Source organism: Bradyrhizobium sp. STM 3809, assembly GCF_000239795.1.
In the GTDB taxonomy this organism is placed as follows: domain Bacteria; phylum Pseudomonadota; class Alphaproteobacteria; order Rhizobiales; family Xanthobacteraceae; genus Bradyrhizobium.
On record NZ_CAFJ01000157.1, the window covers coordinates 1 to 15907 of the forward strand.

The 15907-nt window shown below is 65.8% G+C and carries 15 protein-coding genes and 1 tRNA gene; 12 read left to right on the forward strand and 4 right to left on the reverse strand.

Features of this window, described 5'->3' with window-relative positions; genetic code table 11:
- Positions 1-493: 493 nt before the first annotated feature.
- Both BRAS3809_RS08115 and BRAS3809_RS08120 read left to right on the forward strand, forming a co-directional pair.
- Positions 494-754, forward strand: coding sequence for a type II toxin-antitoxin system ParD family antitoxin (locus BRAS3809_RS08115; protein ID WP_008961603.1), 261 nt, complete (start codon positions 494-496; stop codon positions 752-754).
- Positions 751-1050: a type II toxin-antitoxin system RelE/ParE family toxin gene (locus BRAS3809_RS08120; protein ID WP_008961604.1), complete on the forward strand. Its 300-nt coding sequence runs from the start codon at positions 751-753 to the stop codon at positions 1048-1050. The genes BRAS3809_RS08115 and BRAS3809_RS08120 overlap by 4 nt, the downstream gene beginning before the upstream one ends.
- 112 nt (positions 1051-1162) lie before the next feature.
- Here BRAS3809_RS08120 and BRAS3809_RS08125 read toward each other — a convergent pair.
- Positions 1163-1249, reverse strand: a tRNA-Leu gene (locus tag BRAS3809_RS08125).
- Positions 1250-1474: 225 nt separating this feature from the next.
- Here BRAS3809_RS08125 and BRAS3809_RS08130 point away from each other — a divergent pair.
- Complete coding sequence (locus BRAS3809_RS08130) at positions 1475-2443, forward strand: complex I NDUFA9 subunit family protein (protein ID WP_008961605.1); 969 nt, start codon at positions 1475-1477, stop codon at positions 2441-2443.
- Positions 2444-2551: 108 nt separating this feature from the next.
- Here the strand turns inward: BRAS3809_RS08130 and BRAS3809_RS08135 are convergent, their stop codons facing one another.
- Positions 2552-3358 carry an undecaprenyl-diphosphate phosphatase gene (locus BRAS3809_RS08135; RefSeq protein ID WP_008961606.1) on the reverse strand — a complete coding sequence of 269 codons (807 nt, stop codon included), beginning with the start codon at positions 3356-3358 and terminating at the stop codon, positions 2552-2554.
- 357 nt (positions 3359-3715) lie between these two features.
- On the opposite strand from BRAS3809_RS08135, the gene BRAS3809_RS08140 reads away from it, so the two are divergent.
- Positions 3716-4408: a glutathione S-transferase family protein gene (locus BRAS3809_RS08140; protein ID WP_008961607.1), complete on the forward strand. Its 693-nt coding sequence runs from the start codon at positions 3716-3718 to the stop codon at positions 4406-4408.
- Positions 4357-5535 carry a tRNA epoxyqueuosine(34) reductase QueG gene (queG, locus tag BRAS3809_RS08145; RefSeq protein WP_083839067.1) on the forward strand — a complete coding sequence of 393 codons (1179 nt, stop codon included), beginning with the start codon at positions 4357-4359 and terminating at the stop codon, positions 5533-5535. The genes BRAS3809_RS08140 and queG overlap by 52 nt, the downstream gene beginning before the upstream one ends.
- An 11-nt stretch (positions 5536-5546) precedes the next feature.
- On the opposite strand, the gene BRAS3809_RS08150 is transcribed toward queG, so the two are convergent.
- Positions 5547-6332, reverse strand: a complete 786-nt coding sequence (locus tag BRAS3809_RS08150) for an alpha/beta hydrolase (protein WP_008961609.1) — start codon at positions 6330-6332, stop codon at positions 5547-5549.
- Between the two features lie 325 nt (positions 6333-6657).
- On the opposite strand from BRAS3809_RS08150, the gene infC reads away from it, so the two are divergent.
- Positions 6658-7197, forward strand: a complete 540-nt coding sequence (gene infC, locus BRAS3809_RS08155; RefSeq protein ID WP_085963464.1) for a translation initiation factor IF-3 — start codon at positions 6658-6660, stop codon at positions 7195-7197.
- A 115-nt stretch (positions 7198-7312) separates the two neighbouring features.
- Here infC and BRAS3809_RS08160 read toward each other — a convergent pair whose 3' ends face one another.
- Positions 7313-9043, reverse strand: a complete 1731-nt coding sequence (locus tag BRAS3809_RS08160) for an ATP-binding protein (protein WP_240535624.1) — start codon at positions 9041-9043, stop codon at positions 7313-7315.
- Positions 9044-9573: 530 nt separating this feature from the next.
- On the opposite strand from BRAS3809_RS08160, the gene rpmI reads away from it, so the two are divergent.
- From rpmI to BRAS3809_RS08190, 6 genes are all read left to right on the forward strand, one after another.
- A complete protein-coding gene (gene rpmI, locus BRAS3809_RS08165; RefSeq protein ID WP_008961613.1) occupies positions 9574-9774 on the forward strand; it encodes a 50S ribosomal protein L35 in 201 nt (66 codons plus the stop codon).
- Between the two features lie 73 nt (positions 9775-9847).
- Positions 9848-10207, forward strand: a complete 360-nt coding sequence (gene rplT, locus BRAS3809_RS08170; protein ID WP_008961614.1) for a 50S ribosomal protein L20 — start codon at positions 9848-9850, stop codon at positions 10205-10207.
- A 143-nt stretch (positions 10208-10350) separates the two neighbouring features.
- The gene (gene pheS, locus BRAS3809_RS08175; protein ID WP_008961615.1) at positions 10351-11433 is read left to right on the forward strand and encodes a phenylalanine--tRNA ligase subunit alpha; all 1083 of its coding nucleotides are present in this window, start codon (positions 10351-10353) and stop codon (positions 11431-11433) included.
- 148 nt (positions 11434-11581) lie between these two features.
- Positions 11582-13990 carry a phenylalanine--tRNA ligase subunit beta gene (gene pheT / locus BRAS3809_RS08180; protein WP_008961616.1) on the forward strand — a complete coding sequence of 803 codons (2409 nt, stop codon included), beginning with the start codon at positions 11582-11584 and terminating at the stop codon, positions 13988-13990.
- Complete coding sequence (locus BRAS3809_RS08185; RefSeq protein ID WP_008961617.1) at positions 13987-14778, forward strand: sulfite exporter TauE/SafE family protein; 792 nt, start codon at positions 13987-13989, stop codon at positions 14776-14778. Before pheT ends, BRAS3809_RS08185 begins: the two co-directional genes overlap by 4 nt.
- Positions 14779-14809: 31 nt before the next feature.
- Positions 14810-15754, forward strand: coding sequence for an MBL fold metallo-hydrolase (locus tag BRAS3809_RS08190; protein ID WP_008961618.1), 945 nt, complete (start codon positions 14810-14812; stop codon positions 15752-15754).
- Positions 15755-15907: the final 153 nt, after the last annotated feature.

The window sequence follows — 15907 nt, forward strand, 5'->3', positions numbered from 1 at the left end:
AGCTAATCGCGCGGACGAACGGCGAGGCACGCACGGTCAAGTCGCGCGGTCCTGACATCCCGATGCTGATGTCAACTCATGTCGAGGCTCACGCTTCGCTTGGGGATGGTGGCCAGCAAGCCCGGCGCACCAGGGAGAACGCGAAGCAGCCGTTAAAACCGATCGCGCAGGGAGGGCCGGATGATCCGGCGCGTACCTGTGGTTCCTGCCGCCAGCATTTTCTTCCGCTGGCGGGCCATGGGTGCGACCGGCACCCGGCTCTCCCTGCGCCCTCTGTTGATCGAGGGCGAGGCCATCGGCACAGCTCGGGCGCGGGATGCGTCGCGAGGATGAGGGCCATTTTCCCCCGAGACGTCGCAGCTAGTTTGATAGGCTCATGGCGGAAGTTTCGAGCGATTTCGATGGACCAGAACCAGCGATCGCCGTGCGGTGCCAAGATCCGATTGAATTCGAAGCCCCGAACAATAACTATAGGCTAGACCAGGAGAGACCCATGGCGATCAGTGCCGATCTAGGAGACGCGCTTGAGGAGTTCGTGGCCGAGCTCGTGGCGTCCGGTCGATATCGATCGAAGGACGATATTCTGCGGGAGGGGGTGCGGCTTCTTCAGGAGCGAGAACAAAGGCTCGCGACTCTCGATGCCTCGATCGCCCGTGGGCTGGACGACGCAGATGCGGGGCGGACGAGGCCGAGCGCGGAGGTTTTCGATAGGCTTGAAGCGAAGCTGATTGCCAGAGCTACGAGCACGCCGTGACCGTCATTCTCACGGCTGAAGCCGAGGCAGATCTGGAGCAGATCGTTGAGTATGTTGAGGCTCAAAGTCCCGCAAGCGCCCTGAAACTGCTACGGCAGCTACGAGATAAGTGTGACACCCTGATTGATGCCCCGCGAGGCTATCCGCTGGTGCCTCGGTACGAGGATCGGGGCATTCGCCGCCGGCCGTTCGGACAGTTCTTGATTTTCTATCGGTTGCGCGACGATACCATCGAAATCATTCACATCCTGCACGGCGCGCGCGATTACGAGAAGCTTCTCTTCCCTGAAGACTAAGACGATATTGGCTTTTCGGAGCAGAGAAGAATCTGGTTGCTTCCAGGCCCGAGCAGCCGACTGACCCATCAACCCGCTCGGCGGCGCCACGCGAAGCTCGAAGAGCGAAGCGTGGTGCCCAGGAAAGGACTCGAACCTTCACGGCCGTTAAGCCACTGGCACCTGAAGCCAGCGCGTCTACCAATTCCGCCACCTGGGCATGTGGAGGCGGTGTGTACGGATCGAACGGCGGCTTGTCAAACCGCTGAAGGCCCAAGATGACAATTTTTCTCACCCATTGCGCAAAAACACGGCCCACTTTTCCGCAGTGCGGACGATGGGCTATACAGCGGCGCAAGATGGCGGGCCGCGGGATGCGAATCGCCGCTGACAGCCCTCTCCTCCGGGGCGGATCGACCGCCCTTCTATCCCAGGAATGATCCCAATGGCATCGAATCTGGACACCCTCGTCACCGTGTTCGGCGGCTCCGGCTTCGTCGGCCGCAACGTGGTCCGGGCGCTGGCCAAGCGCGACTATCGCATCCGCGTCGCCGTGCGCCGCCCGGAGCTGGCCGGCCACCTGCAGCCGCTCGGCCGGGTCGGCCAGATCCACACCGTGCAGGCCAATCTGCGCTATCCCGAGTCGGTCGCCGCCGCGCTGCGCGACAGCCATGTCGCGATCAACCTGGTGGGCATCCTGACCGAGAGCGGCGCGCAGACCTTCGACGCCGTGCAGGCCGAGGGCGCTGCCACCGTCGCCAAGGCCGCGGCGGCCGCGGGCGCGCGGCTGGTGCACGTCTCGGCGATCGGCGCCGATGCGGATTCAGCGTCGAGCTACGCCCGCGCCAAGGCGGCCGGCGAAGCCGCATCGCTGGCCGCGGTGCCCGAGGCCGTGATCATGCGGCCGTCGGTGGTGTTCGGCCCCGAGGACCAGTTCACCAACCGCTTCGCGGGGCTCGCCCGCATCGCGCCGTTCCTGCCGCTGGTCGGCGGCGGCGAAACGAAGATGCAGCCGGTCTATGTCGGCGACGTCGCCACCGCGGTCGCCGATGCCGTCGACGGCAAGGCGCAGGCCGGCGCGACCTACGAGCTCGGCGGGCCCGAGGTGCTGAGCTTCCGCGAGATCCTGAAGATCATCCTCGACATCATCGACCGCGACCGCGCCCTGCTGCCGCTGCCGTTCGGGCTGGCGAAATTCCAGGCCAACTTCCTGCAGTTCGCGCCGGGGCCGCTGAAGCTGACGCCGGACCAGGTCGAGCTCCTGCGCCACGACAACGTGGTGTCGGAGGCCGCGAAGGCCGCCGGCCTGACCCTGCAGGGCCTCGGCATCACGCCGGATTCGCTCGAGGCCATCGGCCCGCAATATCTCTGGCGCTTCCGCCCGGCCGGCCAGTTTCAGCGCAAGAATGCGTGAGGGGACCGTAGGGTGGGCAAAGCGAAGCGTGCCCACCAACTTGCTTCAGCGTATCCGGTGAGAACGGTGGGCACGGCGCTGCGCGCCTTTGCCCACCCTACGCGATAACTACTTCCCCAGCGCCAGCGCGATCAGGCCGAGCGTGCCGACGATGACGCGCCACCAGGCGAACATCACGAAGCCGTGGCGGGTGACGTAGCCGAGAAAGGCCTTCACCACGATCATCGCGGTGATGAAGGAGACGACGAAGCCGATCGCGATGAGGCCGAGATGGTCGGACGTCATCTCGGCGCGGCTCTTGTAGAAGTCGTAGACGAAGGCGCCGACCATGGTCGGGATCGCCAGGAAGAAGGAGAACTCCGCCGCCGAGCGCTTGTCGCCGCCGAGCAGCATCGCCGCCACGATGGTCGAGCCGGAGCGCGACACGCCGGGGATCATGGCGAGGCACTGCGCGACGCCGATCCACAGATACATCATCAGCGGATAGCGCGTGGCATCGTGCTCCCGCGGCTTGAGGTCGATCTGGTCGACCCACAGCAGGATGGCGCCGCCGACGATGAGGGAGAAGCACACGACCCAGGGATCGAACAGCAGCGCCTTGATGTATTTGCCGGCGATCAGGCCGATGATCACGGCGGGCAGGAAGGCGATCAGCACGCCGATGATGAAGCGGCGGTCGTCGGGATTGGTGAGGGCGCCGATGGCGACGCGCGACAGCTTGAAGAAATACAGCGCGACGATCGCGAGGATGGCGCCGAGCTGGATCAGGATCGCAAAGCTCTTCCAGAAGCCGTCCTCGCCGAGCCCGAAGAAGCGCTCGGCCAGCAGCAGATGCCCGGTCGAGGAGACCGGGAGGAATTCGGTGACGCCCTCGACGATGCCGAGAAGCACCGCCCGCAGCGTATCTGACATCATGATCGGATCCAGGATTGCCGGCAAAACGCGGCCCTTCTCGCCTATTCGGCTGCCGCCCGCAATTGCAAAAAGCGCGGGGGGCGGCAACATCGGATGAATGAACCTTCCGCTTACCACATCCACGAATCAGGGCGCGGCGCCGCCGGTCTGCGGATCCGGCGCGCCAATCATTGTTCCCCCGACCTCGTTTCCCGCATGCCGGCCCGTTGCCCTACTGCTTACACTTTCGCCGACCATGCGCTAATGGTCCGAATCGCGGCGGCCGCCCTGCGCCGGTATCGGGACGATCCATCGGCGCAAGCCGGTGGCTGATCGTTCGCCAGGCGCAAGCCGCCCGCGGAATCGTCGAAAGGCTCCATGTACACGCTCTACCACCATCCCTTCTGCCCGCATTCACGCTTCGTCCGGCTGGTGCTCGGCGAATACGGGCTCGATCTGCGCTTGGTGGAGGAACGTGCCTGGGAGCGGCGCGAGCCGTTCCTCGTGCTCAATCCCGCGGGCACGACGCCGGTGCTGTCGGCCGACGGCATGCCGGCCGTGCCGGGCGTCGGCGTGATCGCGGAATTCCTCGACGAGACCTGCGGGGTCGAGGCGGGCGACCGCCGGCTGATGCCGGCAACGCCGGCCGAGCGCGTCGAGGTGCGCCGGCTGATGGACTGGTTCAACACCAAGTTTTTCGAGGAGGCCTCGAACCTGCTGGTCACCGAGCGCATCTACAAGCGCTTCATGAGCGAGGAGGATGGCGGCGGACCGCCCTCGACCGACGTGATTCGCGCCGCCAAGACCAATGTGCGCTATCACCTCGCCTATATCGGCTGGCTGGCGCAGCGGCGCAATTTCCTCGCCGGCGACCGCCTGACCTATGCCGACCTTGCCGCCGCCGCGCATCTCTCCGCGATCGACTATCTCGGCGACGTGCCGTGGATCGAGGACGACGCCGCGAAGGCGTGGTACGCGCGGGTGAAGTCGCGGCCGTCGTTCCGGCCGCTGCTCTCCGACTGGCTGGCCGGCGTGCCGGCGTCGCGCACCTACGTGGACCTCGACTTCTGAGCGGTGCCGCGCCAGACGCCCTGAAGGCGGCCCTGGCAGCCGAGGCGCACCGGCTCGGCTTCGATTGTCTCGGCATCACCGCGCCGGTGGTGAGCCCCGAGCGCGCCGCCGCGTTCGCGCGCTTCATCGCCAAGGGCCAGCACGGCGACATGGACTGGCTCGCCCGCGAGCCCTCCAGACGCACCGATCCGAAGACGCTCTGGAGCGAGGTGCGCAGCGTCATCATGCTCGGCGTCAATTACGGCCCCGACGAGGATCCGCGGACGATCCTCGACCAAGGCAGCCGCGCCGCGATCTCGGTCTACGCGCGCGGCGACGACTATCACGACGTCATCAAGAAGAACCTCAAGACGCTGGCGCGCTGGCTGGTCGCGCAGGCCGGCTGCGACGTGAAGGTGTTCGTCGACACCGCGGCCGTGATGGAGAAGCCGCTGGCGGAGGCGGCCGGCCTCGGCTGGCAGGGCAAGCACACCAATTTGGTCTCGCGCGGCTTCGGCTCGTGGCTGTTCCTCGGCGCCATCTACACCACGCTCGAGCTGCCCCCGGATACTCCGGAGCGCGATCATTGCGGTTCGTGCCGGGCCTGTCTCGACAGCTGCCCGACGGCGGCCTTCCCGGCGCCCTATAGCCTCGATGCGCGACGCTGCATCTCGTATCTGACCATCGAGAACAAGGGGCCGATCCCGCGCGCATTCCGCAAGGCGATGGGCAACCGCATCTACGGCTGCGACGACTGCCTCGCAGCCTGCCCGTGGAACAAGTTCGCGCAGGCGGGGCGCGAGGCAAAGCTCGCGGCGCGCGACGCGCTGCGCGCCCCGACTCTCGACGAGCTGGCGGCGCTCGACGACGCCGCGTTTCGCGCGCTGTTCACGAAGTCGCCGATCAAGCGTATCGGCCGCGACCGCTTCCTGCGCAACGTCCTGATTGCGATCGGCAACTCGGGGAATTCCGCACTGGTGCCGGCAGCGGAGCGGCTCACGGCAGATCCGAACCCGCTCGTGCGCGGCTCCGCCGCCTGGGCGCTGGCGCAACTGCTCGACGCGGATGGCTTCGCGCAGCGTGCAGATGTCGCTCTGAAGTCAGAAACCGACGACAGCGTCCGCGCGGAGTGGCAACACCGATGCTGATGCCGGCCGTCTCAGCCCATCTCGCCGACGGCGGCCAGCATGCGCGCGATGTCCTGCGGGCGGGACAGCCGGTGGTCGCCGTCCTGGATCATGGTCAGCACGACGTCCTCCGCCGGGAGCCGGTGCGCCAGCGCGAAGGCATGCTGCCACGGCACGTCGGGATCCTGCGCGCCCTGCAGGATGCGAACCGGACAGCCGACATTGATGGCGCTGCCGAGCAGCAGATGATTGCGCCCGTCCTCGATCAGCGCCCGGGTGATCGGATAGGGGTCGCCATACTCGGACGGACGCATCCAGACGCCGCTGGTCTCGATCTCGCGGCGGATCTCCGCGGAAAACCCCTTCCACATCAGCTCCTCGGTGAAATCGGGCGCCGGCGCGATCAGGACCATGCCGGCGAGCGTCGCCTCGCCGGGCTGCTTCAGCAGCTCGCGGGCCAGCAGGAGCGCCATCCAGCCGCCCATCGAGGAGCCGATCACCACCTGCGGCCCGCGGCAGACCTGGCGGAACACCGCGACGCTCTCCTCGAGCCAGCGGCCGATGGTGCCGTCGACGAAGCGCCCGCCGGATTCGCCGTGTCCCGAATAGTCGAAGCGGACGCAGGCGCGGCCGCGCTCGGCCGCCCAGGCGTCGAGCGCCAGCGCCTTGGTGCCCTTCATGTCGGAATTGAAGCCGCCGAGCCAGAACAGGCCAGGCGGACTGCCGGGGCGCGCCCGCACCGCGATCTGGCGCGACTGATCGCCGGAGCCGACGGCGATGAAGGTGGGGAGATCGGTCGATTTGGCAGCTTGGTTCATGGATCGTTACCCGGTGGCGGACGTTGTGTGGGCGAAGGGGCCGTTTCCGTCAATCGGGTCGATTGGCAGGCCGTGCGGCTTGCGAAAGCGAGGCGCGCACTCTATGTCCGCGGGCGGAACCGCAAGGTCAGGCCCGCGCCTTTGAGTGCCCGTCCTGGTCAGTTGGTCTCCTTTGGGGGATGACGCCGTCACGCTCAGTGCGCGTGCGACGCAAGTGCCGCGAAGGCCGGGCGGAATTTCGACGCACCGGGCACGCGCGACCTTGCCCGCAAAGGCATCTTCCTTCAAACTAGCCGCCTTCTTCCACAACCTTGGAGAACTACCCATTCGCCGCCCCAATCGAGCCCCGCCCGCTGCCGTCAAAGACGGGCCGCGTACCAATGATGAGATTCGCAATGCGCAGATCCAGCTGATCGACGCCGAAGGCACCAACCGCGGTGTCGTCGAGACCGTTGTCGCCATCAAGATGGCGGCCGAAGCCGGCATGGATCTGGTCGAGATTTCGCCGAACAACTCGCCTCCCGTCTGCAAGATCATGGACTACGGGAAGTACAAATATTCGGCGCAGAAGAAGGCCGCCGAGGCCCGCAAGAAGCAGAAGGTCGTCGAGATCAAGGAGATCAAGCTCCGTCCGATGATCGATGATCACGACTACGACGTGAAGATGCGGGCGATGCAGCGCTTCTTCGAAGAGGGCGACAAGGTCAAGATCACGCTGCGCTACCGCGGCCGCGAAATGGCGCACCAGGAGATCGGCACCAAGCTGCTCGACAAGGTCAAGTCCGACGTCGCGGCGTTCGCCAAGGTCGAGCAGGACGCCAAGTTCGAGGGACGTCAGGTCGTCATGGTTCTGGCTCCGCGCTAGCAGCGGGATACCAGCATGCCAAACCGGGCCCGCCATGCGATTGGCGGGCTTTTTCCTGCCCGCCCGACCGATGGCGTTCCCAGGACGCCGCCGGCCCGCTTCGAGGTGGTCCGGATCAGGGCTCGGAGACCGCCGGCTCGCTGGCTGCCCCCAACGCCGCAGGGCGGTACCGGGCGATCGCCGATTGCAGCGCCTCCGGGCGGATCGGCTTGGTGACGAAATCGTTCATGCCCGCGGCGAGGCAGATCTCGCGCTGTCCCGCCAGCGCGTTTGCGGTCAAGGCGATGATCGGCACGTTGCGGATCGGTCCATCGAGGGCTCGGATCAGCCGGCTGGCCGAGATGCCGTCCATCTCGGGCATCTGCATGTCCATCAGGATGAGATCGTAAGCCTTGCGCTGCACCGCTTCGACCGCCTCCCGGCCGTTGCAGACGAGATCCGCCTGATAGCCGTTGCGGGCCAGCAGCTTGGACACCAGCGACCGGATGATGTCGTTGTCCTCGGCCACCAGGATTTTCAGGTCGACCGGCCCGCGCGGGATGGCCGGCACCAGCGGCGGCGATGGCACCTTCACCGGCGTGTCGCAGGGGCGGCACCTCATCGTGAACCAGAATGTGCTGCCGCGCCCCGGCTCGCTTTCGACCCCGATATCGCCGCCCATCGCCTGGCACAGCCGCTTGCAGATGGCGAGGCCAAGCCCGCTGCCGCCATATTTGCGGGAGATCGAGGAGTCCGCCTGCACGAAGGCATTGAACAAGCCCTTCTGCACCTCGGCGGGGATGCCCGTTCCGGTGTCCGTCACCTCGAACCGCAGCTGGATGAACTCCGGCGACGACGCGACCGGAAAGGCCGCGATGCTGATCGAACCGGTCTCGGTGAATTTGATCGAATTGCCGACCAGGTTGAGCAGGATCTGACCGAGCCGGCTGGGATCGCCGGCCAGTTGGTCCGGGATCTCGCTGCTGATGCTGGTCTCGAATTGCAGTCCCTTGCTCCGCGCCTTCGGCGCCAGCAGCAACCTGACGGCATCGACCGAATGCCGCACGCTGAACGGGATCGACTCCGGCTCGAACTGCCCGGCCTCCAGCTTGGAGAAATCCAGGATGTTGTTGACGACGGTCAGCAGATTGCGCGCCGATTCGTGGGCGACGTGCGCCAGCCCGCACTGCTCTTCGTTCAACTCCGTCCCGACCAGCAGGTCGATCATCCCCATCATGCCGGCCAAGGGCGTCCGGATCTCGTGGCTCATCATCGCCAGAAAATCCGACTTGGCCCGGCTCGCCGCCTCCGCATCGGCCAGGCTCTTCCCCAGTCGATCGAGCGCCTCGCCCCGTTCCGCGAAGAGCTTTGCGTAGGTGCTGGTCGTGGTGATCAGAAAGAAGACGTAGCTCAGCGCCATGAAGCCGAGCATCGTGTAGCTGCTTCCGGGCAACATGAAACATCTGACGATCACAGGTCCCATGATCACCGTCACGTAGGTGATGGCGGCCGGGTAAACAGACGACAGCAGCACGCTGCCGCCGGCCGACATGCCGACCGATGCCGCGATCAGCACCGTCTCTTGTTCGGAGGGGAGCTGCCCAAACAGCCAGAAGCCCAGGATCCCCCAAGGCGCGGCCATGATCGCCGCCATGGTGATGTTCTTGCGCGCGGATCTTGGTTTCCTGGGCGGCCTCGGCCCGCTCGCGTTCCGGGTCCGCCGCTGCTGCGCAAACCATTGGTAAAGCAGCATGATGCCGAGCGCATAGGACAAGCACGACCACAGCAGCAGCTGGTTCCACTGGACGACGCCGCGGAACGAGGCCAGGACGACCGTCGTATTGATGAGCGTGCTGACGATCGACAACGGCGTCGCGCGGGCGACCGCGCCCAACCGCAGGCGCCGGGGCGAGGTGCCAGCCCGGACGTCGTTCTCCGGCGATCCCCGACCCGCAGAGGTCGATGCTGACGGGTCCGTCGAGGCTTCGGGAGGTAAGATGGCGCTGCTCATTCTGCTCGGACCGTGCAACCCGTCAATATTCGCGCATGGATTGTGCGCAATCCTAGAGTCGTCGGGTAAAGCTTGAATTGAAGTGTGGGAAGCCGGCCCGTCGGCATCCCGCGGACTTGGTTGACGATCCGTGAGGGCTGACGGCAGCTCTCGCAGAGACATCTCGGTCCCTGTCGATGGCCGGGCCGGTCTTGCCAATGTGGGATGTCTCTGGCATAAGCGCGACCTTCGTCGCCCGGCTGATCAAGGGCTGCCGTGGCGATGTCCTGTGCGGGTGGACCTGGGTTTGGGTCCGAAGCCTGAGCACAACCAACGCTCTAACGAGCATTTTCGCCGGATGGCGCCGCTCTCGCGGGCGGCTTGCCGTTGGCATGAAGGAGAGCCAAATGCCCAAGCTGAAGACCAAATCCGGCGCCAAAAAGCGCTTCAAGGTGACGGCCACCGGCAAGGTGGTCCATGCCCAGCGCGGCAAGCGCCACGGCATGATCAAGCGGACGAAGAAGCAGATCCGTCAGCTGCGCGGCACCCGCGTGCTGTTCAAGACCGACGGCGACAACGTCAAGAAGTACTTCTTGCCGAACGCCTGACCGGCCTCTCGCTTCCGAACCCCGGTCGCGTCAGCCGCGGCCCAACCGTCATCTTTGAACAAGGATTTTCGTCATGTCTCGCGTCAAACGCGGTGTGACCGCCCACGCCAAGCACAAGAAGGTCTACAAGGCCGCCAAGGGTTTCTACGGCCGCCGCAAGAACACGATCCGCGCCGCCAAGGCCGCCGTCGAGAAGGCCGGCCAGTATGCGTTCCGCGATCGCAAGCGCAAGAAGCGCACCTTCCGCGCGCTCTGGATCCAGCGCCTGAACGCCGCCGTGCGTCCGTTCGAGCTCACCTACAGCCGATTTATCGACGGCCTGTCCAAGTCCGGCATCACCGTCGACCGCAAGGTGCTGTCGGATCTCGCGATCAACGAGCCCGCCGCGTTCCAGGCGATCGTTGAAAAGGCCAAGGCGGCGCTCGCCGCCTGATCGCCTCCGCATCGCGATGACGTCCAAAAGCGGCCGACGCTCTCGGCCGCTTTTTGCTGTTGGAGGTCATCACTGCTTTCGCTTGACCGCTGTCGCCGGCGCGGCGACAACCCAGCCGCCTTTTATCCGCGGAGATTTTGACCGTGTCCGACCTCGCCTCGCTGGAAACCTCGATCCTCGACCAGATCGCCGCCGCCGGCGATGAAGCCGCGCTGGAAGCGGTGCGCGTCGCCGCGCTCGGCAAGAAGGGATCGATCTCGGCGCTGCTCGCCACGCTCGGCAAGATGTCGCCGGACGAGCGCAAGACGCAGGGCGCGGCGATCAACCTCGCCAAGGACAAGGTCACGCAGGCGCTGGCGGCGCGCCGCGATGTGCTCAAGGCCGCCGCGCTCGATGCGCGCCTCGCCGCCGAGACCATCGACGTCACCCTGCCGCTGCAGGACACGCCGGCCGATACGGGCCGCATCCATCCGCTCAGCCAAGTGATGGACGAGCTGACCACGATCTTCGCCGACATGGGCTTCTCGATCGCGGAAGGCCCCGATGTCGAGACCGACGACTACAATTTCACCAAGCTGAATTTCCCGGAAGGCCACCCCGCACGCGAGATGCACGACACCTTCTTCTTCAATCCGAAGGAGGACGGCTCGCGCATGCTGCTGCGGACCCACACCTCGCCGGTGCAGGTGCGGACGATGCTGAGCCAGAAGCCGCCGATCCGCGTGATCTGCCCGGGCCGCACCTACCGCATCGATTCGGACGCGACCCACACGCCGCAATTCCACCAGGTCGAGGGCCTCGTCATCGACAAGGGCTCGCATCTCGGCCACCTCAAATGGATCCTGCACGAGTTCTGCAAGGCGTTCTTCGAGGTCGACCACATCAACATGAAATTCCGGCCGTCGTTCTTCCCGTTCACCGAGCCGTCGCTCGAGGTCGACATCCAGTGCCGCCGCGACAAGGGCGAGATCCGCTTCGGCGAGGGCGAGGATTGGCTGGAGATTCTCGGCTGCGGCATGGTGCATCCGAACGTACTGCGCGCCTGCGGCATCGATCCCGACGAGTACCAGGGTTTCGCCTGGGGCATGGGCATCGACCGTATCGCGATGCTGAAATACGGCATGAGCGATCTGCGCCAACTGTTCGAGGGCGACGTCCGCTGGCTGTCGCATTACGGCTTCAAGCCGCTGGAGGTGCCGACCTTGGCGGGAGGGTTGAGCACGTGAGCGTTGGGAGCATCGCTCCCGATGACGTGCTGGCCAATCGCGCCGGCGTTCTTGAAACCATTGCCGCTGCCATTGCGGCGAGAGCCCCCACCCTGACCTTCCCTCGCAAGCGGGGGAGGGAAAAGGACCAGAATCCGCGGAAAGAGCCATGAAATTCACGCTGTCCTGGCTGAAGGACCATCTCGACACCGATGAGCCGGTAGAGAAGCTCGCCGACAAGCTCACGATGATCGGCCTCGAGGTCGAGCATCTCGAGGACAAGGCGAAGCTGCTCGCGCCCTACCGAATCGCGCGCGTCGTCTCCGCCGAGCAGCATCCCAACGCCGATCGCCTCCGCGTCTGCATGGTCGACATCGGCGACGGTGGAGCGCCGGTGCAGGTCGTCTGCGGCGCGCCGAATGCGCGCGCGGGGCTCGTCTCCGTATTCTCGCCGCCGGGCACCTACATTCCCGGCAAGAATATCACGCTCTCGGTCGGCACCATCCGTGGCGTCGAGAGCCGCGGCATGCTGTGCTCGGAGGCGGAGCTGGAGCTGTCCGAGAACCACGACGGCATCATGGAACTGCCGGCGGATGCGCCGATCGGCAAGCCCTATGCGGAGTGGGCCGGGCTCGGCGATCCCCTGTTCGAGATCAACCTGACGCCGAACCGCCAGGACTGCACCGGCGTGCACGGCATCGCGCGCGATCTCGCCGCCGCCGACATGGGCAAGCTGAAAGAGCCGGGCCTCAAGCCGATCAAGGGCGAATTCCCCTGTCCCGTAAAGGTCGCGGTCGAGGACGACAAGCTGTGTCCCGGCTTCGCACTGCGGCTGGTGCGTGGCGTCAAGAACGGCCCGTCGCCGAAATGGCTGCAGCAGCGCCTGACCTCGATCGGGCTGCGCCCGATCAACGCACTGGTCGACATCACCAACTACATGACCTTCGATCGCGCGCGTCCGCTGCACGTGTTCGACGCCAAGAAGGTCAAGGGCAACCTGGTCGTCCGCCGCGCCCGCGACGGCGAGACCCTGCTGGCGCTCGATGGCCGCACCTACACGCTCGACCATTCGATGTGCATCATCGCCGATGATGCCGGCGTCGAATCGCTGGCCGGCATCATGGGCGGCGAGGCCTCCGGCTGCGACGAAGGCACCACCGACGTGCTGATCGAATCGGCGCTGTGGAACGAGATCAACATCGCCCAGACCGGCCGCAAGCTCGGCATCAACTCCGACGCACGCTACCGCTTCGAGCGCGGCGTCGACCCGGCCTTCATGGTGCCGGGCCTGGAGATGGCGACGAAGCTCGTGCTCGAGCTGTGCGGCGGCACGCCATCGGAGAACGTGGTCGTCGGTAACCCCTATGGGGATGACCGCATCATCGACTTCCCGATCACCGAAGTGAAGCGTCTGGCCGGCATCGAGGTGTCTTTCGCGGAGATGCGGCACATCCTGACCCATCTCGGCTTCACGCTGGCCGGCAGCGGTCCGGTGGTGAAGGTCGCGGTGCCCTCATGGCGCAGCGACGTGCATGGCAAGGCCGATCTCGTCGAGGAAATCGTCCGCATGGTCGGCGTCGACAAGGTGCCGATGACGCCGTTCGAGCGCGGCGACGCGCCGCGCAAGCCGGTGCTGACGCCGCTGCAGCTGCGCACCCGCCGCGCCAAGCGCGCGCTGGCGGCGCGCGGCATGGTCGAGGCCGTGACGTGGTCGTTCATCTCCAAGCCCGCCGCCGACCTGTTCGGCGGCGGCAAGCCGGAGCTCGCGCTCGCGAATCCGATTGCGTCCGATCTCTCCGACATGCGTCCAAGCCTGTTGCCGGGACTGATCGCGACCGTGCAAGCGAACGCCGATCGCGGTCTCGGCGATTCCGCGATCTTCGAGGTCGGGCAGATCTTCAAGGGGGACCGTCCGGAGGATCAGTTCGCGGCCGCCAGCGGCATCCGCCGCGGCATCGCGTCCTCGAAGGGTCTCGGCCGGCATTGGACCGGATCGCAGCCGGCGAACGCGTATGACGCGAAAGCCGATGCGCTCGCGGTTCTGGCTGCGGCGGGCGCGCCGATGGCGTCGCTGCAGATCGTCGCCGGCGGCCCCGCCTGGATGCATCCGGGACGCTCCGGCACTATCCAGATGGGACCGCAGAACGTGCTCGGGCATTTCGGCGAGCTGCATCCTCGCACGCTGGAGGCGCTGAAGGCCGACGGTCCGCTGGTCGCCTTCGAAGTCATCCTCGATCGCATTCCGGCCGCGAAGGCGAAGCCGACCCGTGCCAAGCCGGTGCTGGAGCTCTCGGCGTTCCAGCCGGTGTCGCGCGACTTCGCCTTCATCGTCGACCGCAAGGTCAAGGCCGGCGACATCGTGAGGGCGGCACAAGGCGTCGACAAGAAGCTGATCACCGACGTCACCGTGTTCGACATCTATGAAGGCAAGGGCATCGACGAGGGCAAGAAGTCGGTGGCGATCGCCGTCACCTTGCAGCCGCGCGACAAGACCATGACCGACGAGGAGATCGACGCCGTCGCGGCCAAGATCACGGCCGACGTGGCCAAGAAGACCGGCGGCGCGTTGCGCGGATGAGCCTGCAAGAGCTCATCCGAACGGAGCTCATCCCGGCCGATCTCAGCCTGTTCGCGACAACAGCCTTGGCGATCGTCGCCTTCATCGCGGCGACCGCACGCGGCTTCTCCGGCTTCGGCGCGGCGCTGATCTTCATGCCGCTGGCGAGCAGCTTCGCGACGCCGCGCCTGGTCGCGCCGCTGCTGCTCGTCATCGACTTCGTGTCGATGGCGCCGACGGTCCCCGGTGCCTGGCGCGAGGCGGATCGCAAGGCGACGGCCGTGATCGTCGCCGGCGCGCTGATCGGCGTTCCGCTCGGGACCTATTTCCTCACGCGTCTCGATCCCGTCACCGTGCGCTGGATCATCACGGGCTTCGTGGTCGCGCTGCTCGCACTGCTGATCTCAGGCTGGCGTTATCGCGGCAAGGACTACACGGCGTTGTCGGTCGCGGTCGGCACCGTCTCCGGCTTCTGCAGCGGCGTGGCGCAGACCGGCGGACCGCCGATCGTGGGCTACTGGCTGGGACGTCCGCTCCCGTCGAAGATCGCACGCGCCAACATCGTGCTGTTCTTCGGTGCCTCGGACTGTTTCGCGATGATCAGCTATGCCGCCAGTCGCCTGATCACCTGGGATTCGCTCAAGCTCTCGCTGCTGATCGGACCGGTCTACGCGCTCGGCGTTGCATTCGGCGCGTCGCTGTTCGGCCGCGCCAGCGAGCGCGTGTTCCGCACCATCTGCTATGCCCTGATCGCCATCGCCGTGATCTTCGGCCTCCCGGCTCTCGACGGCGTGCTCGGCCGCGGCTAGCCTCGCCGCAACGAGACCCATGGAGGACGCCATGATCAATCGCCGCACGATGCTGTCGCTCGCAATGGGGACGGCTGGAGCCATCGCCGCACCATCGGTGTTCGCACAAGGCGCCAAGACCGGAACCCGAATCGTCTTCCTCGGCACCAAGGGCGGCCCGCGTGTCGGCGTGGGCGCCTCGAATCCCGCCAATCTCGTCGTCGTCAACGGCACGCCATTCGTGATCGATTGCGGCATGGGCGTCAGCCGACAATTGGTCAGCGCGGGCGTGCCGATCCCATCGGTGAAATACATTCTGATCAGCCACCATCATTCCGATCACAATCTGGAATATGGCAACCTGTTCTACAATGCCTGGGCCGCTGGGCTGTCGACGCCGATCCAATCGTTCGGACCGAAGGGATTGGAAGCGATGACGCGGAGCTTCTGGGAGACCAACAAGTTCGACGTCGACACCCGCATCGACGACGAGGGCCGGCCTGACCCGCGACCGCTGCTGATCGCGAAGGATATCGACGCCGATGGCGTCGTCGTGAAGACGTCGGACGTGACGGTGACCGCATTCCGCACACCGCATCCGCCGATCACCGACAATTTCGCCTATAAGTTCGAGACGCCGGACGGCACGATCGTGTTCTCCAGCGACACCGCCTATAATCCGAAGCTCGCCGAGTTCGCGAAGGGCGCCGACGTTCTCGTGCACGAATGTCTCTACGTGCCGGCGGTCGATCGTCTGGTGATCAAGACGAAGAACGGCTCGACCTTGAAAAAGCATCTGCTCGAGAGCCACACCACCACCGAGGACGTCGGCCGCATCGCGGCAGCCGCGGGCGTGAAGGTGCTCGTGCTCAGCCACTTCGTACCGGGCGATGATCCCGAGGTCACCGACGAGGATTGGACGCGGGACGTGAAGAAGAACTACACGGGCCGTATCGTCGTCGCGAAAGATCTGATGGAGCTGAAGCTGCCGGTGTAGTCCAACATAGCGACCATGAACCGCATCGCTTTTTGCTTTCTTGCGACGAGCGCGATGCGCGTGAATGCGCCGACATTGTCGCTCGTTTTGAACATGCGAGTGAGCTTACAAGTTCACAGGTCGTGGGGTGGGCAAAGCATCCGCCGGAAGGCG

Bases quoted from the DNA above. Each gene is read 5' to 3' on its own strand.
- BRAS3809_RS08115 (WP_008961603.1), top strand. From the start codon at position 494: ATGGCGATCAGTGCCGATCTAGGAGACGCGCTTGAGGAGTTCGTGGCC.
- BRAS3809_RS08130 (WP_008961605.1), top strand. From the start codon at position 1,475: ATGGCATCGAATCTGGACACCCTCGTCACCGTGTTCGGCGGCTCCGGC.
- BRAS3809_RS08135 (WP_008961606.1), bottom strand. From the start codon at position 3,358: ATGATGTCAGATACGCTGCGGGCGGTGCTTCTCGGCATCGTCGAGGGC.
- BRAS3809_RS08140 (WP_008961607.1), top strand. From the start codon at position 3,716: ATGTACACGCTCTACCACCATCCCTTCTGCCCGCATTCACGCTTCGTC.
- BRAS3809_RS08150 (WP_008961609.1), bottom strand. From the start codon at position 6,332: ATGAACCAAGCTGCCAAATCGACCGATCTCCCCACCTTCATCGCCGTC.
- rpmI (WP_008961613.1), top strand. From the start codon at position 9,574: ATGCCCAAGCTGAAGACCAAATCCGGCGCCAAAAAGCGCTTCAAGGTG.
- rplT (WP_008961614.1), top strand. From the start codon at position 9,848: ATGTCTCGCGTCAAACGCGGTGTGACCGCCCACGCCAAGCACAAGAAG.
- pheT (WP_008961616.1), top strand. From the start codon at position 11,582: ATGAAATTCACGCTGTCCTGGCTGAAGGACCATCTCGACACCGATGAG.
- BRAS3809_RS08185 (WP_008961617.1), top strand. From the start codon at position 13,987: ATGAGCCTGCAAGAGCTCATCCGAACGGAGCTCATCCCGGCCGATCTC.
- BRAS3809_RS08190 (WP_008961618.1), top strand. From the start codon at position 14,810: ATGATCAATCGCCGCACGATGCTGTCGCTCGCAATGGGGACGGCTGGA.